Raw genomic sequence first — 15,843 nt, 5'->3', positions numbered from 1 at the left:
ATTTCCAAATCATAAAACCTACCATTGCCCTTACACCTAGGGACTTCACCCAACCGCAGTAAGACTAAGCCACGACTAGGGTCAAAAAAGCGTCGCAATTTGAGCGCTACTCAAAAGTTGGGAATCTATTAGGAAGCTTGCGATACTTTGGGCATCGATATCTCGACGATCGACCACACTCCTGGCACACCCAATGGCCCTTGCGTACATATCATAGGTAAATTTATAGATTTACCTCCTGAGTTATTCTTCTTATTTGAATAATGATCCGTAAGGAAAAATCATCACCCAACTGGCAACTGCAATGGCATAGGGTAGCAATGAATCGGATCTTAATCTTCAAAAAGAGAATCGACTCATTAGACATAGTCGACTTTGAATTGCACTAACTTGCTGAACCTAGTAACAAGGCGCAACGATCTTCGTCGTAAAAAGCGATCGAAGTCACCCGAAAAAGTCGTCGATTGTACCAGAATCAACGCTTTTGTAAAAAGTCACGCGCAAAACCACATAGACCACTCAAAGCATTCAGATTCCAGAGTCTAACGCGACTAAAACCACATTGGGTTGTATGAAAAACCATAGCTTCCATAACCAATCCAAAATCAGTCATCTCCCAAACGCAATATAACACCAGTTCAAAGGCACTAAATGACCCCTGCCTCCAATAAAATTCCCAAAATCCTAAAGAACAGATGAGAAGTTGCGATATAGAATACATGAGCAAAACCTCACTCTCCGTAATAAAGTCACGAAATATAGTGAAGCGACCGAACTTCCGTATCGCTAGCGTGGCGGTCGCCACGGCATCACTCTCATTGGTAGGCATGTTCGCAACTAGCAATGCACCGGCAAAAACTACTATTACACACACTTCTCTCATGGGGATGCTCGATCCGAGCGCAATCAGTGGAGCTGTCTCAATCGCCCCTGCTCCAAATGGTACCGGATATTGGATCACCAATGCCCAAGGCCAGGTCTCCTCATATGGCGCAGTAACGTCATATGGAGACATGTCAGGTACCAAGCTTAATCAACCAGTCGTGGGCATTGCCGCTACGCCAGATGGTAAGGGCTATTGGTTAGTGGCGGCTGATGGTGGAATCTTCACCTTTGGTGACGCAGGCTTTTATGGATCTACGGGCGGAATGCACCTCTTCAGGAAGATAGTGGCCATGGTGGCCACCCCAGATGGCAAAGGATATTGGTTATTAGCGGCCGATGGTGGAATCTTCACCTTTGGTGACGCAGGCTTTTATGGATCTACGGGCGGAATCGCTCTCAATAGCCCAATCGTAGGAATGGCCGCCACCCCAGATGGTAAGGGCTATTGGTTAGTGGCGGCTGATGGTGGAATCTTCACCTTTGGTGACGCGGGCTTTTATGGATCCGCTGGGGCGTTAAAGTTAAATAGACCTATCGTGGGAATGGCCGCCACCCCAGATGGTAAGGGCTATTGGTTAGTGGCGGCTGATGGTGGAATCTTCACCTTTGGTGACGCGGGCTTTTATGGATCTGCTGCCAATGCTGGCGCATCTTCGCCCATTATGGGAATATCACCAACCAGTGGTGGAACTGGCTATTGGGTGGTTACTCAAACTGGCCAAGCCTTCTCCTTTAGCTCCTCGAACGCTCCAGCTCCAGCTCCAGCTCCAGCTCCAGCTAATGTAAGCTTGACGCCGACAGCCGTTGTCCTGCCATCACCGATCAACTGCAAAACCGTAGCAACCGAGAACAATTGCATGCCTTCTAACCTTCCTTCGGGAACTTGGAATTCATTTGGCCTAACGTCTAACAACAGTGTCTATCCGACACTTGGCTCCATATGGCAAACCGAACCAAACGATGAAAACATTCCGGCCCTGCCCCCAACGTGGGCTCCGATGTTTGAGATTGGCACCAGTTCACATTCGCCTACGGCGGTTCCTGTCCGCTGGAACCCCTGCCAAGTGATTCATCCTTATATAGATATGACCGATGATCCCACCGCAGGACCAACCACACCTGCCGAGCAAGCTTCTGCAACGGCAATGGTCCAAGACGCCTTAGCTCAGGTAGCCGCTGCCACTGGCCTTAGCTTTGCACCCCTACAAACCACCACGGCTTATTCAAATTCTTCGCTACCCTATGGCTCAATCCTCTTTAGTTGGCCATCAATTGCTCACCTACAGGCTCAAATCGGCTCCACCTACCAATTGAGTCCGAACTACCTTGGCTTTGGCGGTCCCGTAGCAGAGACAACTTCATCAGGAATAACACTTTACGTATCTGGCATCGTAGAGCTAAACAACGAAAGCTGGTTGAACCTATCGTCATCAACCCAACAGTCACTCCTGCTTCACGAACTCGGCCATGCTATCGGTTTGGACCATAGCAGCTCCCCCCAGAATGTAATGTACCCCTATGACAACGGTGTAACTTCCTACTCCACCGGAGATCTTAGCGGTCTAGCAAACCTCGGACTTGCCCGAGGTTGCCTTCCATCTGCATATTAAAGATGGAACTCCCAGACAAAGAAGATTTACAGAAGAATTCAATACCTCAAGTTATAGATTGATCTATCGCACAAGGCTCTTGGCATTCCACCAAGAGCCTTGTGCGTATCAAAATCCCAAAAAGTCCCATCTCATGCCGCTATCTCACAAATCGAAGTAACTATAGACTCTGGCAATTACCTGGGCATCTCAGCGAACCAACAAACCATAAGCATCAAAGATAGATAGATCTGAGCTGGAAGTCAAAATTACGATTCCGTGCGAAAACTCGACTCTGTACGTGTTACATTTACCGATATGGCCTCTTTGCAATCCATTGATCCTTTAGTTACGAAACTCCGCGAGATACTCAGAGACGATTGCTTAATGGTTGAAGACGCGATCTCAATAGATTATTTCCACGATGAGAGCCTTGGAACGACTCCAGTTCCACCTCGATGCCTGGTATATGTGACCTCAACTCTTGAATGCGCGCAAGTCATCGCGACAGCAAACGACCTCAAAGTCCCAGTTACAGCTCGAGGAAGTGGCAGTGGTCTTAGCGGAGGAGCGCTCCCAATTCAGGGTGGTATCGTAATCTCGTTCGAAAAAATGAATCAGATTCTAGAGATTGATACTCAAAACCACACTGCAACTCTCGAAGCTGGGGTAACCCTGGAACAACTTGAGTTATCCCTCGCCGAAGTGGGCTTTGTCTATCCGGTATATCCTGGCGAAATGTCCGCGACCATAGGTGGTAACGTTGCTACGAATGCGGGCGGAATGAGAGCTGTCAAATACGGCGTAACTCGTCATAACGTCCTGGGTGTTGAATTTGTGACTGCAACTGGGGATGTAATTTCTAGCGGTGGAAAATTCGTCAAATCATCATCTGGCTATGACCTAACACAACTTGTAATCGGATCCGAAGGAACGTTAGCCCTCGTAACGAAGGTTATAGTCGCCATTACGCCAATACCACAGGCCTCAGTGACATTGCTGATCCCCTTTGACAAACTCTCGTCTATCTCAGTGGCTATACCTGAAATACTTAGATCCAATTGCACACCTTCAATACTCGAATACGTAGATGCCGTGGGGTTGAAGGTAATGGCATCTAGGGAAGGGCTCGACTTAGGGTTGCCAAAAGCCATCCAAGATGAGGCTCGTGCCTATTTAATTTGCATGCTCGAAGAAGCAGACCCAGAGGGCCTCGAAAAACAACAGCTGATCATATCAAACCAAATGATTGAAAATGGGGCTCTGGACGTCTATGAGCTGTCCAAAAGTCAGGCACTGCGCCTTTTACGGGTCCGAGAAGCAGCATTCTGGGTTACAAAAGAACTTGGCGCGACCGATATAGTAGATATCGTCGTGCCAAGAGCACAAATTCCAAACTTCATGGATCAGATAGACCTAATAGCCCAAGAATATGGAACGATTATTAGCGCAGTTGGTCACGCAGGCGATGGCAATATCCATCTCTCGATATTTGAAAACGACCATGCCATCAAAGGATCAATCATGTCGAAACTTTATCGAATTGGACTCGACTTAGGTGGCGCTATCTCCGCTGAACACGGTATCGGAACTGCTAAACGTCCATATTTCCTGGATCTAGAAGATCCAACAAAACTAGAACTAATGCGACGAATAAAGTACGCATTCGATCCCAACGGGATCCTAAACCCGGGAAAGGTCCTTTAAATGAACGGTGCCGAATCACTCCTAAACACCCTTGTAGCTAACAAAGTCGAGGTCTGCTTTACCAATCCAGGCACCTCTGAGATGCACTTTGTGGCCGCTTTAGATAGGGTACCCAAGATGCGAGGCGTTCTATGCCTCTTTGAAGGCGTAGCCAGTGGGGCCGCCGACGGATATGGGAGAATCGCCAAAAGACCTGCGTCAACCCTTCTTCATCTTGGCCCAGGCATGGGAAATGCTCTCGCCAACTTCCACAATGCACGCAGAGCAAAGACTCCGATAATTAACGTCGTTGGCGATCACGCAACCACCCACTTAGCCTATGACGCTCCCTTGACTAGTGACATCGAAGGAATTGCAAAGTCATTTTCAAAATTTGTAGTCACGCCCAAAACGCCGAACCAAGTAGAACCGGCCGCACAATTAGCCCTCCAAGCTGCGACCATGGATCAACGTGGAATCGCGACTGTCATAGTTCCAGCCGATGCCAGCTGGAATGAGCTCACGCCAGAAAAATCGATGGACTTTGGGAGGGAACTTTGGAACAAAGAGGTCGAGACAATCGAGACGATCGGCTTTACCGAGATGAAAGCACTCCTAGAACGTGGCAACGAAACAATGCTGCTGCTAGGCGGCCAAGCACTTAGCGCTGGGGGGCTTAGGTCAATTTCAAAGATTCTTTCCCTATACAATGTCTCCATATTGGCAGAGACTTTTCCCTCGGTCCTCGAACGCGGAGGGGACCTTCTCTCCATCGACCGCCTAGCATATCTGGGCGAAATGGCTGTCGCACAACTTGCTAACGCTAGTCACGTAATCACAATCGACGCAAACGAGCCCGTCTCCTTCTTCGCCTATCCCAATACACCAAGTCAACTAGCTCCAGCGAACGCGACGGTGCACCATTTTATAGCTCCCAATGAAAACTTGTTAGAAAAGCTAGACGCGTTGTGTGACTATTTAGGGGCAAAGACCCCACTTGCCAAGGTTGCCTATCAAACTCCAGAACTTCCCGACGGGGATCTTACGGGAACAAAAGCAGCCCAAACCATAGGCGCGCTGTTAAGGGAAGGTACGATAGTAGTTGACGAATCAAATACCTCAGGTCTCTTTCTGCCATCCTTTACCAAAGGCGCACCTGCCCACAGGTGGCTGACCTTGACCGGAGGCGCAATTGGCCAGGGCCTTCCATTGGCGACCGGAGCAGCCGTAGCAGACCCAAATTCTCGAGTACTTTGCCTTGAGGCTGATGGTTCTGCGATCTACACATTTCAAGCGCTTTGGAGCCAAACCCGCGAAAAGCTAAACGTTACAACGGTCCTATTTAATAACCAAAGCTACGCCATCCTTGAACTCGAATTGGCCAAGGTCGGAGCGCTAGAGTCCAGTCCCAGCGCGCGAGCCATGTTGGAGCTCAAACCTCCTTCCATCAGTTTTAGCCAACTCGCCCAAGCAATGGGGGTAGAGTCGCTAACAGTTCGAACCGTATCCGAACTCGCAAAAGCTATCACCCACTCCTTTGACAGCGTTGGGCCATTTTTGATTGAAGCGATTCTTCCGCCTGGCATCTCCTGATCTCGAAATATTACTAACTAACTGGTATTAACTATTTTCAACCGCGCACTTCGGCCAAACCCACCGTTTGAGGTGAAACTTTTTATTCGAATAAATGAGGTCTACGATTGGTTTAGTAAAGCAAGCTTCAAAAAACCTTCAACGAAAGCAGAAAAAGATGGCCGAACTTCAAAAGATAGTCCGTGGAACCATGGAGCAAGTGGAGGCCGAGGTGCGTATTGCCCTCTCAAAATCAGGTTTCGGCGTTCTCACTGAGATCGACATATCTGCTACATTAAAAGAGAAACTAGGAGTCCAGAGGCCCCCTATGAAAGTCTTAGGCGCCTGCAATCCAAAACTTATAAACCAAGCTTTAGAGATCGACACCTCCGTCGCGCTTTACGTACCTTGCAATGTTGTATTAGAAGAAGTTACCGAGGGGATTCAAATCACGGGGTTGGACCCACTAAAGATCATGTCAACCCCAGAGTTGGAGACCCTTGGAAGTCAAGCTCGGACTCTTTTGGAGGATGCGATCACATCTGTTATTGGCTCTTGACCATATAATCACTTGACCACACATTAAAGAGATGCCATTTTGAATCATACTTATCAAGTTTCGTAAGCAAGAGCCATTTTGGAATCAGATTCGCGGAGTAGCGGATGTGGAGACGCAAACACACATGTATTGAGAAGTCGCTCTACCAAGGACATTTCAAAGTGCCTTGCGTTGAATCGGTATGCGAATTCCTCGAGGCATAAGTTGCTTATGTTCTTGGTGAGTCCGTGGTAGGTTCCGTCGATAAATTTCTTGGAGTTTACAATTGAGGATCTTGAGCCATTTGAATGTTACATGTGATTGTTCGTCTTTGGATAAAGTGACTAAAATGCGCTAGTCCAAGGTCTTTCAGCACATACCCCGTAACTTGGGTTACCATCACTTATCAGCTTGGTATTAGAATCTAAACGTCTCACAAAAACATCTTTGGGTGATTTAGCAGTGGTATCTTTGATTACTTCCATGAAGCAATGAGTAGGAGCACCATTGCTAATCGATACTCCAATTAGAACATTGGTTTGTTTTGTTCCCTTTCCTCGTTAGCCTTCGCCATGGCTCTCACCACCTAAAAAGAACTCATCTACTCAGGCGTTTTCTCCAAGTTTGTATAAACCATCTCGGTCAGCCGGTACGCTCAGCCATTACGCTCAGCCATTACGCTCAGCTATTGCCTTAGGTAGCTTATTTAGCATCAACCAGCCAGTCGAATAAGATACTTGAACGAATTTAGCAAGGGCTCTGATGGCTGGGGGAGGTAGTAGCTGAAAGACCACGCTTGTCGTTGGACAATAGATAGATAGCAGAAAACCACTAGGAAAAAGAGATATGACTTCGATGAAAGATAGTCCCGGAGGTAACGCTAGTTTGACGTCGACAAGATTTACATTGAAAAAGTGTGTTACTGGCCATTGAGAACTGCAAGTTGGTGGACACGAAGAATGCATACAAGTGGCCATCACTTTTGCACATTTTACCACAGCTCGCGTTTATCTGAGGCCGCTTTTTTTACTATTACAGTAGCTATTTCATTCGGTCCTTCTATGGGCATTTCTTGTCGAGGAGGTGAAATAATGTAACCTTTGGTCGCAAAGGTCTATTAACTACTCCAACTTGCATCCAAGAGGAGTTAATTGTCGATTAGATGAAAGTGCTCCATCGAGGCGCAGTGTGATTTTTAGATAGGGTTGAGATTTCGTTGAGGGCGACTTGGAAAAGATCTCTTTATTATTCTTTTTTATGGGTAGTAGCTACAGGTTGAAAGAGCCTCGTGGGCGAAGATCGTTGGATTGTGCGTAAACGCGAAGCGTTTTCCACATTTCAACTTTCGTTTGCGTAGCAATCGTCCACAACTCAATAACCCCCATTACGTTCCTGGATAGGTGGAGGTTCTAGATTCTAGATTCTAGAGAACTAGCGAGTATTGACGGCACCGCAAGTTACCCAAGCCAACCAAGAGGCTCCATCGTGAACCCCAATGGCCCGTTACGCGACGATAGAGCGACGATAGGTTTGCTTGCAATCGAACAAATTGGCCCCATCAGCTCTTGGGCATGAAGTTGACATGGCGAATCAGTTGACATGGCGAATCAATGAGATCGTGGAACATTCGCGACAAGGGTTGGATCCCGTGGGCTTTGTCTATATGGTGACGATTCGCTATCCTTGTTGGTTCTCTTTGGTCAAGAGCTAAGACATATCGTCATTAGTTCTCTAAAGTGTGGGGTCTAAAGCGTGAGATCCATGTGTGGTCATTTGATTCATGAGGAACGGAGATTTCTCCGAGTCTGGTGACAGTAGGGCACCAGCAGCTATCAATCGAGAAACCGAATGGATATATCAATCGTCCTGATAGTCGCCGATATAGATAGAGCACTACACGGATAGAGTCCTATATAGATAGAGCCCAACCAAGGACTATGTTAGGCCTTGGTTGGGCTCTTATTTGATTATTACTGGGTTTCTAAGAGTGTTATCTCTATATCTCTCCCATGAGTTCGCCTACTGCGAGAGGCTCGTCGCAGTGAGGGCACAGCCCGCCAATGCCAACGCGAGTCATGAAGACTCCACAATCGCTACAGCGTTGTATGCCGAGTTCGTGCACTCCACAAGAAGGACACTCATAGATACTGATATTTCGACGAGGTTTACTTATTCCAACTATGGCATTGCTCACCAATCCTTGATGGCGTCTTCGATAGGCTCTATGTTTACAAGTTGCCGAACAATAGATGCGTCGACCGATTGAGACAAATTGACCTCCACAGATAGGACAGGACTTCTTTAGAGAGGGATCATCTAACGCCTCTCTATCGTTGTGATAGGAGGGATCATCTAACGCTGGTCTCTGGCTCATAGTGGCACCACACCTTTACCCGAAAGAGCTTGGCTAAGGCGAATAGAGTCTCCTTTGGTTTCTATGAGATGGCCATGATGAGCCAGACGATCAACAAGTGCTGCAGCGAGAGATCTAGGCGTGATGATCTCGTCGAAGGACGCTATAGGGTAATTCGAGGTCACAATCATTGAAGTCTTCTCATAACAAGCATCGACCGCCCGATAGAGAGACTCTGATTCCATAGAGTTCATAGGAAGTATTCCTAGGTCGTCAATGACAATCAAATCCATTCTCATCAATTTGAGCATCATCTTCGCCAAGGTGTCAGTGGCCTTAGCTATATCCATATAACGACACAGAGTTTCAGGGGTGTACCAAGCTACCCTGAAACCTGCTTCGATTCCAGCACTTGCAAGTGCCTCCGCCAGAAAGCTCTTACCCGTTCCAGGAGGACCAAGAACCAGTAAGTTCTCTTTAGTCTTACCCACTCCAAGTTGGACAATCCCATAATGGTTCTATTTGGAATCGATGATATGGATGAGTCAAACCCCTCTAGGGTTCGATTGGAGGGGAGATTCGCTGCTATGCGGCGAATCTCTAACGTAGAAGCATTTCTGCCTTTTAGCTCGATTTCCAATAGCAGCCGGATCATCTCCATGGGATCCCATCGCTGTGCTCGGGCCGAAAGAGCTAAATCATAGTAGCTCCGCCTAATATGAGGAAGCCTAAGACGCTTGGTCATAGCTTCGATCTCGTCTTGGATTATATTATCGGCCATTATGACACCGCCGCAAGTTTGGACCAGGCGTCAGTAGATGCACCATAGGGACCCTGTGGTGAGCTAGATGCACCATTAGAACTCTGTGGTTTGGAACTCTGTGGTGAAGTGGCCTTAGTTCCACTACGAGCTGACCTTTTGTGAATTACCAAGAGATCAGCTATTACCGAGTGATTGAAGGCTCCAAGACGAAGTGACTCCTCAATTATTGAAGAGGAGACTTCATTATTGGCGTAGCCCACTAGATCTGCTATCGAGGTTTCAATACCGCTGGCTCCACTATTACAAGCCCTAATGAGCCATTGGCTAGCATCAGGTGTAATTGAAAGAAACTTAGCCTGAGTTTCATTGGTCGGAATCGGCATCCTCACAAGTGGGCCATTGGGATGATCTGGTTCCTTATGAGAATCGTCAATGACATAGCTGAAAGCTTCTCCTCTTGCATGGCGAGCTATTTCGTTAACATATCCACCAGCTTCTTCCTGGGCTACGATGACCACTTCTTCCCCAACGCTGCGAACATAGACTACTTCGCGACGATATTTCGCTGGTACCGAGTAACCACAGTGGTTGAACCTAACGATGGGCATCTTTGGCTCTACCTTGCGCATCACTCCATAAGCACCGAGATAAGGCACTTTAGGAAGGCTATGAAATGTCATAGCCTCAGATTGAAGTACCACTGATGGGATCTTGCCTGAGGTTGAGTGGACAACGGAGTTGATAGAAGTGGTATAGGCGGCACATGCAGCTTCAAGTTCAGCGATGTTCCTGTAGTTTTGAACGAGGTTGGTGTCTTTTGGGCAGATATCTTCTTTTGCCACCCTAACTGCAGCTTCTACTCCACCTTTTGATGCTGGATCATAGACAACGCAAGTTTGGATACTAAAGCCATACGCACTAGCGAAGGAGACCATCTTGGGGTTAATGACAGCCACCCCTGCGATATGCTTCACCGCAGCAGTCTTAGCGTTGTCGGTGAGTACATAAGCCGGAATACCCCCTATGTACCTAAAGCAGTAATCTAAGGCCATAATCACATTGGGCAGTGACTGATCCGGGATCCATTTAACGATCCTCACCTTAGAGAAAGGGAGATAGAAGTGAAAGAGTGTGGTCTTTTTCCCATCGATCACAGGACCATGAAGAAAAGTCATACTGTGCCCATTTCCCCATCTCGGCAATCCAAGGCCAAAAGATTCTTTGCGTAGATTTCCTCCAGGCGACCTTGGCTGTAGCTACAGCTCTTCTAGTGCTTCGAATTGAACCGTTATAACCTAGCGCCACCAGCCTGACATGGATCGCCTTAGCCCGGACCTTAGCCTTAGACTTGTCAACGGCTTCCTCAATTACGCCAGCGTACTTATCGGTGGCCTTAGGACGCCTCTCATATTGACCCTGTCGTATCAGTTGTCCGGCATTTCTTGCTTGAACATACTTCTTTAGGGGTATTAGGAGAACAGCCAACGAACTGCGCTGCTCCGTTATACGATCCAAAAAGATCGTAAGCCTCAATAATTTCCATGGATTCTTTGCTATCCTTCACTTTGGGCCCTTTCTTGGCATTAGGAACTGGATAAATCCATAATGCCCCAAGATAAGGGCCTTCATTCTTCTTTTTTCTCAAAAAGTGATAGCCAGACCGCCTTTGCGTGCCCACTCTCGGGTCCGGGGGACCCGAGAGTGGGCCGTCACGCTAGGCGGTCATCCTGTATGCAATTTTCGTGGCCATATTCATTCATGCCAAATGGCCATATTCATGCATTTTCAAATGGCCGTTGACAAAAGTGGAGCTCGAGATGCTGCATTTCTTGAAATGATTTGGCCTTACTAAAGTAAATTGGTCAGAGTCACACTTTGGGCATCTAAATCCCTCATAGCATAAGCAATTTGATCAAATGATCTTCACATGCTCCCTCTGAAGCGAAGCGTACCATAAAGCCTGAGATATCCACCAAGACAGCTTTATCGAACATCTGTTCTACTAAGGATTAACTCCAATCTGGTCTCGGTGAAGGCGAAACTTACGAAACTTGATAAGTATGTTTTGAATTGATCTAAAATCTCTCAAAATCGCATCCGCCGCGATCCAAACCGAGTTGGATCTAATATCTATGCCATATTGCAACTTTTCAAAATTCATGCAATCTCAAATGAAAACAGATAAACTAGCTGCCTGCCGCTCCAAAATAAAGTGCCCATGTTGGTCAAAAGCCAACTTTTCCATATAACTCTGTTTAAATCGCGATCCACTGCTTTAGTCAGTATGACCATTCCTTGATACGGTTTCTAGAAATGCTCATGTAATCAAATCATTCACTACGTCAAACCCCTAGATATAGACAACTTCATTATTTTTTATTGAAATCACTAAGGTCAATTACGCTCAATAAATGCAACCACCAGAATCGTCTATGCACTATGAATATGGATTCATCCAGTGATCGCACCCAGTAATTACAAGGGGCCATTGTTAGAGGCAATAGCAAATATACGATTCAATATTGAGCCGATATCTCGCTCGTCCTACAATTTACATCAAATTACGCCAGACGATAAGGCAAATAAAAAAAACACCCCATACCTAGTACTATAAAGTCTCAAATAAATTCCAGATGACAGAGGCCAAGGATTCCTATATGTAAATCGAATCCCTAAAACCACCCCAAAATCCTTATTTCACAATAAGCTTTACACAGCGAAAAACTCAAGGACCATTGCATTGTCAGACTTCAAAGAAAGCCCGATACCCGCTAACTCTCTTGCAAAATGGTTCAACTCTAAATCACAACTAGCCAGACAACTTATGCTTGCGGTCTAAGTGGGAGTCGTCTCGGGCTTAGGTGCAATCGTCTTCTATCAGGCTTTGAAGCTTGGTACCTTTATCTTCTTGAAAGAACTGTGGTCATACTCCATTCCCACTCCAGCTGGAGAAGGTAACAACTCAGGATCAAGCTCGTTTATCCATCCGTTTTTGATCCCCCTTATCGTTGGATTAGGCCGACTGATCTCAGGTCTCATAGTCTTTAGTTTCGCGCCCGAGGCTGAGAGCTACGGAACCGATGCAGCCATACACCACAATCCACGCTCGATAGCGGTTCGAACCGTAATCGTAAAAATCATCGCATCTGCAAAACAATTGGTAGTGGCTGCTTTGGTGGTCGAGAGGAACCAACGGCCCAGATCTCTGCTGGCTTTGGATCCCTAGTCGTAGCCTAAACCTAAATGAGGCTGATGCTCGATTGGCTGTCTCGATCGGCGTGGGCTCTGGACTTGGTGCAATCTTTTAAGCACCTCTTGGCGGAGCAATCATGGCGGCGGAGATAATCGACCGCAAAGACTTCGAATATAGCGCTATAATTCCTAGTCTTATCTCATCGTCAATCGCATATGCAATCTTTGGAACCACTACGGGCTGCCACCCAATCTTTTCCATTCCAGCATCAAATCTCGTCAATTCACCGATTTCTCTTTTATATTTCGCAATCTTCGGTGTCGTCTGTGCTTTGATAGGAATCGCGCCTACTCGAAGGTATTTTATCGTACAATTGCCCTTGCAAAGAAGCTGCCATTTTCCCGGATATTACGCCCATCTCTTGGCGGATTACTAGTGGGATCACTCGCACTTATTGCCCCGGAGGTATTGGGAACCGGATATGGATGAATCCAAAAGCTGCGCTATGTTACAGAAGCTGCGCTATGTTACAGAAGCTGCGCTATGTTACAGAAGCTGCGCTATGTTACAGAAGCTGCGCTATGTTACAGAAGCTGCGCTATGTTACAGAAGCTGCGCTATGTTACAGAAGCTGCGCTATGTTACAGAAGCTGCGCTATGTTACAGAAGCTGCGCTATGTTACAGAAGCTGCGCTATGTTACAGAAGCTGCGCTATGAAAAAGAGATATCTTCGATTCCCTTATAGATAATCGTTGCTACTCCATTTCTTAGAATCATAGCAACCTCGCTATCAATCGGAAGCGGCGGATCCGGTGGAGCCTTTGGGCCCGGAAAGGTAATTAGCACCTTTACAGGTGGTGCATTTTGGAGCCTCTTCCATCACCTGGTGCCCTCCATGGGGCTCTCTCCAACACCATGGGTAATTGTAGGAATGAGTGCCTGCTTTGGCAGCATAGCAAGAATCCCAATCGCATTGATGATAATGGTCGCCGAGTTGACTAATAGCATTTCAGCGCTCACACCTACCATACTCACCATCGGAATCGCCTCCGTCATAGTGTCGCATTTTGATGCAACCATCTAAGTGTCACAGCTTCATGACCGAAGCGAATCTATCTCAAACTCCTAAACTTTCCCAAGAAGGAGATAAGCCAGAGCTAAGCCACACCACCGCCTACCAATGCTGGGAAAAATGTCGCCCAACAACGACACCTAAAGAGATCCTCTCAGTTGCAAAGGCAAAGGTTCTCCAAGCTCAAACTGTGACCCATCAGCAACCACATCAAGCTCGGGACCCGCACCCTGGGGAGATCACGGAACGGTTGTTTAAAAAGTCCCATCAATCTAACTGGGTAACTAACTAGGTAATTTTCTTTGGTGGCTACAAAAGGGCTCGCATCGAGCGCCAATTGAAACCACCACCAAGCTTTGATCTCGCTTAGGAATAGTCGGCTATCAAAGTTGTCAGTTTCACGCCAAACTTCTTTTGAAGGCGATCTGAATCTTCACTAAGCTTTTGTCCCGATGCAGAACCCATGATCGCACCTAGAGACTCCATCGACTCAAAGGTCAGCTCTGCAATTCTGTATCCCTCGCCGAGTAAGACCTTGGCTCCGACAGCTGAAACTAGCCCCTCCATCGAGGTGGCAATCGGTAGGTGATTCGACAGATAATCCTCCTCAAAACCATCGACATCGAAAGGTTTTGACCAGATTGCAATCAACTTAACCATAGATATTCTCTCTCCTAATCCTGATAATCCAAAACTCATCGAAGTGGTCTATAGATATTGGCCAATTTGAAATTTACCACATTACCATCGAGGTCGGCTGGCTAAAATCCTCCTGCGAAGACCGCGTCGACACTTTGAGCGTTACAGAACCATTTCGTTCTATATTTAGGCAACGCTAGCAAGGCGCAACGAATAAGATTCATGGAATGTCAATGCGACTTCCATATTTGAACTCTCGCCTTCAGGGCTTTGGAACCACCATCTTTGCGACCATGTCAAACCTAGCGATTGAGACTAACTCAATCAACCTCGGCCAGGGCTTTCCAGATACAGATGGCCCCCATGAAATAGCAAAAGCTGCCATTGACGCCATAAACCAGGGGCATAACCAATACCCTCCTGGCATTGGAATCGCCGATTTACGCGCTGGGGTAGCTCTGCATCAAAAGCTTTACTACTCTATTGACCTTGATCCAAACGATCAAGTTTTGATTACCGCAGGTGCCACCGAAGCGATAGCAGCTACTTTTTTGGCCCTGTGTGAGGTGGGAGATGAGGTCATCGTCTTTGACCCTTCCTACGACTCTTACTCGGCCACAATCGCTATGGCCGGTGCTCGAGTCGTTCCAGTTACCCTCTCTGGGCCAAATTGGAGCTTCAACCCCGAAGAACTCCGTAATGCCATAACAGCAAAAACTCGTGCAATCTTAATCAATTCGCCTCACAATCCAACAGGCAAAGTCTTTTCTCGTGAGGAATTAAGTCAGATTGCCCGGGTTGTAATAGAACACGACATTGTGGCGATCACAGACGAAGTCTACGAACACATAATCTTCAGGGGAGCCCACTATCCACTTTCAACCTTTGATGGAATGGCTCAACGCACCCTCACAATCTCCTCCGGAGCCAAGACCTTTTCATTTACCGGGTGGAAGATAGGATGGATTACCGGACCTAGCGAACTCGTTGGGGCAGTCCGAACAGCAAAACAGTTTCTAACTTACGTAAATGGCGCGCCATTTCAGGTAGCAATCGCATTCGCCCTTTCAAAAGGGCGTTATTTCGCTGATATGATCGCGCCACAATTGGCTCCATCTCGAGAGATTCTCATCGACGGTCTCCGAGATTTCGGTCTAGATCCGATCAAATCGGACGGAACCTACTTTGTCACCACAGATATCTCACCAAAGACAGATCTAAATGCACTCGATTACTGCATGGAACTAGCCCACAAAGCACAGGTGGTCGCTATTCCATCGTCCACCTTCTACGCCAGACCAAGTGATGGATCAAAGCTCCTGAGGTGGACCTTCAGCAAGAGGCCACAGATTATCTCTGAAGCCATGGAGCGCCTGAAGGTGATCAAGTAAGAGAGCTTTCTCAGTTCGCCCAGGTTCATATATTGAGATGCTCTCTAAGGATAAAGAAGATGACCCCGACCTAACCAGTCCGAGTGGGGATTAGCTCTCTCGCAATTTGATTTGAGGCAAAGATCAGCCCAAACAATCACAAATAGAATAGAGTTATTTAT

The 15,843-nt window shown here is 47.0% G+C and carries 11 protein-coding genes and 4 pseudogenes; 8 read left to right on the top strand and 7 right to left on the bottom strand.

Annotation, left to right across the window (positions count from 1 at the left end; all coding sequences use genetic code 11):
- Window positions 1-719: 719 nt before the first annotated feature.
- From ACIDITHRIX25_RS81970 to ACIDITHRIX25_RS81955, 4 genes are all read left to right on the top strand, one after another.
- Window positions 720-2,495 carry a matrixin family metalloprotease gene (locus ACIDITHRIX25_RS81970; protein ID WP_201731843.1) on the top strand — a complete coding sequence of 592 codons (1,776 nt, stop codon included), beginning with the start codon at window positions 720-722 and terminating at the stop codon, window positions 2,493-2,495.
- 366 nt (window positions 2,496-2,861) lie between these two features.
- The gene (locus tag ACIDITHRIX25_RS81965) at window positions 2,862-4,181 is read left to right on the top strand and encodes an FAD-binding oxidoreductase (protein ID WP_052604057.1); all 1,320 of its coding nucleotides are present in this window, start codon (window positions 2,862-2,864) and stop codon (window positions 4,179-4,181) included.
- Complete coding sequence (locus ACIDITHRIX25_RS81960) at window positions 4,182-5,753, top strand: acetolactate synthase large subunit (protein WP_201731842.1); 1,572 nt, start codon at window positions 4,182-4,184, stop codon at window positions 5,751-5,753.
- A gap of 157 nt (window positions 5,754-5,910) precedes the next feature.
- Complete coding sequence (locus ACIDITHRIX25_RS81955) at window positions 5,911-6,291, top strand: DUF302 domain-containing protein (RefSeq protein ID WP_160291680.1); 381 nt, start codon at window positions 5,911-5,913, stop codon at window positions 6,289-6,291.
- A 53-nt stretch (window positions 6,292-6,344) separates the two neighbouring features.
- On the opposite strand, the pseudogene ACIDITHRIX25_RS81950 reads toward ACIDITHRIX25_RS81955, so the two are convergent.
- The 6 genes and pseudogenes from ACIDITHRIX25_RS81950 to ACIDITHRIX25_RS81925 all read right to left on the bottom strand — a co-directional run.
- Window positions 6,345-7,185, bottom strand: a pseudogene (locus ACIDITHRIX25_RS81950) (IS1595 family transposase); the annotation flags it as partial.
- A 1,081-nt stretch (window positions 7,186-8,266) separates the two neighbouring features.
- The gene (locus ACIDITHRIX25_RS81945) at window positions 8,267-8,644 is read right to left on the bottom strand and encodes a hypothetical protein (RefSeq protein ID WP_201731841.1); all 378 of its coding nucleotides are present in this window, start codon (window positions 8,642-8,644) and stop codon (window positions 8,267-8,269) included.
- Window positions 8,641-9,368 (bottom strand): annotated as a pseudogene (gene istB, locus ACIDITHRIX25_RS81940) (IS21-like element helper ATPase IstB). Before istB ends, ACIDITHRIX25_RS81945 begins: the two are co-directional and overlap by 4 nt.
- 35 nt (window positions 9,369-9,403) lie before the next feature.
- Window positions 9,404-10,561, bottom strand: coding sequence for a Mu transposase domain-containing protein (locus ACIDITHRIX25_RS81935; protein ID WP_201731840.1), 1,158 nt, complete (start codon window positions 10,559-10,561; stop codon window positions 9,404-9,406).
- On the bottom strand, window positions 10,488-10,901 hold the full coding sequence (locus ACIDITHRIX25_RS81930; protein ID WP_201731839.1) for a hypothetical protein: 414 nt from the start codon (window positions 10,899-10,901) through the stop codon (window positions 10,488-10,490). The genes ACIDITHRIX25_RS81935 and ACIDITHRIX25_RS81930 overlap by 74 nt, the downstream gene beginning before the upstream one ends.
- A 288-nt stretch (window positions 10,902-11,189) precedes the next feature.
- A pseudogene (locus tag ACIDITHRIX25_RS81925) lies at window positions 11,190-11,359 on the bottom strand (IS1595-like element ISAxf1 family transposase); the annotation flags it as partial.
- An 866-nt stretch (window positions 11,360-12,225) separates the two neighbouring features.
- Here ACIDITHRIX25_RS81925 and ACIDITHRIX25_RS81920 point away from each other — a divergent pair.
- The 3 genes and pseudogenes from ACIDITHRIX25_RS81920 to ACIDITHRIX25_RS000000104320 all read left to right on the top strand — a co-directional run bounded on the left by ACIDITHRIX25_RS81920 (window position 12,226) and on the right by ACIDITHRIX25_RS000000104320 (window position 13,664).
- Window positions 12,226-12,612 carry a hypothetical protein gene (locus ACIDITHRIX25_RS81920; protein ID WP_201731838.1) on the top strand — a complete coding sequence of 129 codons (387 nt, stop codon included), beginning with the start codon at window positions 12,226-12,228 and terminating at the stop codon, window positions 12,610-12,612.
- A 94-nt stretch (window positions 12,613-12,706) separates the two neighbouring features.
- Window positions 12,707-13,015 (top strand): annotated as a pseudogene (locus ACIDITHRIX25_RS81915) (chloride channel protein); the annotation flags it as partial.
- 310 nt (window positions 13,016-13,325) lie between these two features.
- Window positions 13,326-13,664, top strand: coding sequence for a chloride channel protein (locus ACIDITHRIX25_RS000000104320; protein WP_201732140.1), 339 nt, complete (start codon window positions 13,326-13,328; stop codon window positions 13,662-13,664).
- Between the two features lie 354 nt (window positions 13,665-14,018).
- On the opposite strand, the gene ACIDITHRIX25_RS81905 is transcribed toward ACIDITHRIX25_RS000000104320, so the two are convergent.
- Window positions 14,019-14,312 (bottom strand): EthD family reductase, encoded by a 294-nt coding sequence (locus ACIDITHRIX25_RS81905; protein WP_052607006.1) that lies wholly within the window; start codon window positions 14,310-14,312, stop codon window positions 14,019-14,021.
- Between the two features lie 212 nt (window positions 14,313-14,524).
- Here ACIDITHRIX25_RS81905 and ACIDITHRIX25_RS81900 point away from each other — a divergent pair, with 212 nt between their 5' ends.
- Complete coding sequence (locus ACIDITHRIX25_RS81900) at window positions 14,525-15,682, top strand: aminotransferase class I/II-fold pyridoxal phosphate-dependent enzyme (RefSeq protein ID WP_200891327.1); 1,158 nt, start codon at window positions 14,525-14,527, stop codon at window positions 15,680-15,682.
- The last annotated feature ends 161 nt before the right edge of the window (window positions 15,683-15,843 follow it).

It is taken from the genome of Acidithrix sp. C25 (genome assembly GCF_904848545.2).
This window is presented reverse-complemented; position numbering and strand designations above follow the sequence as displayed.

Bases quoted from the DNA above. Each gene is read 5' to 3' on its own strand.
- ACIDITHRIX25_RS81970 (WP_201731843.1), top strand. From the start codon at position 720: ATGAGCAAAACCTCACTCTCCGTAATAAAGTCACGAAATATAGTGAAG.
- ACIDITHRIX25_RS81965 (WP_052604057.1), top strand. From the start codon at position 2,862: ATGGTTGAAGACGCGATCTCAATAGATTATTTCCACGATGAGAGCCTT.
- ACIDITHRIX25_RS81960 (WP_201731842.1), top strand. From the start codon at position 4,182: ATGAACGGTGCCGAATCACTCCTAAACACCCTTGTAGCTAACAAAGTC.
- ACIDITHRIX25_RS81955 (WP_160291680.1), top strand. From the start codon at position 5,911: ATGGCCGAACTTCAAAAGATAGTCCGTGGAACCATGGAGCAAGTGGAG.
- ACIDITHRIX25_RS81945 (WP_201731841.1), bottom strand. From the start codon at position 8,644: ATGAGCCAGAGACCAGCGTTAGATGATCCCTCCTATCACAACGATAGA.
- ACIDITHRIX25_RS81935 (WP_201731840.1), bottom strand. From the start codon at position 10,561: ATGACTTTTCTTCATGGTCCTGTGATCGATGGGAAAAAGACCACACTC.
- ACIDITHRIX25_RS81905 (WP_052607006.1), bottom strand. From the start codon at position 14,312: ATGGTTAAGTTGATTGCAATCTGGTCAAAACCTTTCGATGTCGATGGT.
- ACIDITHRIX25_RS81900 (WP_200891327.1), top strand. From the start codon at position 14,525: ATGCGACTTCCATATTTGAACTCTCGCCTTCAGGGCTTTGGAACCACC.